This is a genomic window from Teichococcus aestuarii, from assembly GCF_003116135.1.
Classification (GTDB): domain Bacteria; phylum Pseudomonadota; class Alphaproteobacteria; order Acetobacterales; family Acetobacteraceae; genus Pseudoroseomonas; species Pseudoroseomonas aestuarii.
In genome coordinates this window covers 1-2,404 of record NZ_PDOA01000060.1, presented here as the reverse complement: position 1 = coordinate 2,404, position 2,404 = coordinate 1, and the positions used below count along the sequence as shown (strand labels likewise).

At 67.2% G+C, this 2,404-nt stretch carries 1 protein-coding gene; it reads left to right on the top strand.

All coding sequences use genetic code 11. The annotated features are described in order from the left end of the window. Positions 1 to 2,404: glycosyl hydrolase (locus tag CR165_RS24065; RefSeq protein WP_146202047.1), on the top strand; the 2,404-nt coding region annotated here is incomplete at both ends.

Sequence of the window (2,404 nt, the reverse complement as noted above, 5' to 3'; positions counted from 1 at the left end):
AGCCATGACCGCTCTTGGCGTATATGTCGGCAACGACCCGGCTCTTCTGAACAAGTTCACTGGCTGGCTGGGCGATGCGCCCGATTACGTCCATGGAGTGGTCGGTTATTCCAACTGGAAGGATTACACTTCTTCCGCGAACTGGCAGCTGAGCCTCTGGAAGCCGACGGGCGTCGACATCCAGTGGTCCATTCCGCTGATCAGCAAGGAAGGCAATCTCGGCACGGCCGCGAGCGGGGCCTACAACCAGTACTATAAGAGCGTGGCCGAGACGCTCCTGAAGGGCACCCCCGGGGACGGGCCGATCATGGTCCGCACCGGCTGGGAGGCGAATGGCGACTGGTTCTTCTGGAATGCCATCGGCAAGGAAGAGGCCTTCAAGGGCGCCTTCCGCCAGATGGCCAGCACCTTCAAGGAGGTGTCCGACCGCTTCCAGTTCGAGTGGAACATCAACCACGCCAATGGCGGCATCGACCCGGCGACGATCTATCCCGGCGACGAGTATGTCGACGTCATCGGCATGGATTTCTACTACAAGCCGGAATACCAGGGGAACGACCCGGTCGCCGCCTTCAACCGGATCGTCAACGAGAAGTACGGCCTGCAGTGGCTGGAGAACTTCGCCAAGCAGCACAACAAGCCCACCGCCTATTCCGAGTGGGGCGTGAAGGGCGACAATGCCGGCCCCTTCGTGCAGCTGGCCAAGGAGTGGTTCGAGAAGCACAACCCGGTGCTGCAGAGCTACTGGGACTCCGACGCCGCCTACCCCGGCAAGCTGTCCGACGGCTCCGACCCCCGCACCGGCGCGGTCTTCAAGGAGGCCTTCCGCAACTGGGGCGATGGCGACATGACGTGGCCGGATTTCGGCGGCAAGAACACCACGCCGCCGCCCAAGCCCGGCACCACGCCGAACATCCCCACCGAGAACGGCAGCAGCGACGAAACCGCGGGCAAGCCGCCGGGCGCCGACGACCCGGTGACCGCCACCCCCGCGCCCACCACGCCCGCGCCGACCACCCCTGCGCCGACCACCCCTGCGCCCACCAGCCCGGCCCCGACGAATGGCGAGGCCGCGGTGAGCGCCGCGCCGGCCAAGTCCATCAAGGGCAGCTCCGCCAAGGAGACGCTGACCGGCACCGCCGGCCATGACGAGATCACCGGCGGCGGCGGCGACACGCTGAAGGGCGGCGCCGGCGACGACACCTACGTCATCACCACCGGCGACGTGGTGGTGGAGCTGGCCGGCCAGGGCATCGACACGGTCAGGACCTGGCTCAACAACTATGTCCTGCCCGACAATGTCGAGAACCTGATCCTCACCGGCACGGGCTGGAACACGCTGACCGGCAACGGCCTGGCCAACCGCCTGGAGGGCAACCTCAACCCGAACGTGCTGAACGGCAAGGGCGGCAACGACATCCTGACCGGCGGCGGCGGCAACGACACCTTCATCATCGCCAAGGGCGAGGGCAACGACACCATCACCGACTTCCGGGGCGGTGCCGGCGCCAGCGACGTCATCAAGCTCGACGGCTTCGCCTTCAAGGACTTCGCCGCCGTGAAGGCCGCCGGCCAGCAATCCGGCGCGGACGCGGTGCTGAACCTCGGCGACGGCCAGTTCCTCACCCTGAAGGGCGTGCAGCTCTCCAGCCTGGCGGCGGATGATGTGCAGCTCGTCAACATCAAGGCGCCGGCCGTCACCACCCCGCCCGTGGCCAACCCGCCGGCCACCAGCACCCCGGCGCCGACCGCGCCCGTGGTGACCACCCCCGCGCCGAGCACGCCCGACGAGGCGCCGAAGATGCTGCCCGCCAGCGCCGCGCCCAGCAAGTGGTTCTATGGCAGCAGCAAGACCGAGACGCTGACCGGCACCGATGGCCACGACGCCTTCAAATCCGGCGGCGGCAACGACACCATGAAGGGCGGCAAGGGCGACGACACCTATGTCGTCTACACCGCCGGCGACAAGGTGGTGGAGCTGGCCGGCCAGGGCACCGACACGGTGGAGACCTGGCTGAGCAGCTACACCCTGCCGGAGAATGTCGAGAACCTCATCATCACCGGCACCTCCTGGACGGCGGCGACGGGCAACGCCCTGGCCAACCGGATCATCGGCAACAGCTCCCCCAACGTCCTGAACGGCCGCGGCGGGAATGACGTGCTGACCGGCGGCGGCGGCGACGACAAGTTCGTCATCGGCAAGGGCATGGGCCACGACCTGGTCACCGACTTCCAGGGCGCCGGACGCGCCGGCGGCGACATGCTGGTGCTGGAAGGCTTCGGCAAGGGCGCCAGCATCTACCACGAGGGCAGCAGCGTCTTCGCCATCAAGGCAGCCGATGGCTCGGTGGACCATGTCACCCTGCAAGGCGTCACAAACCTCGCCAGCTCCGACTACATGTTC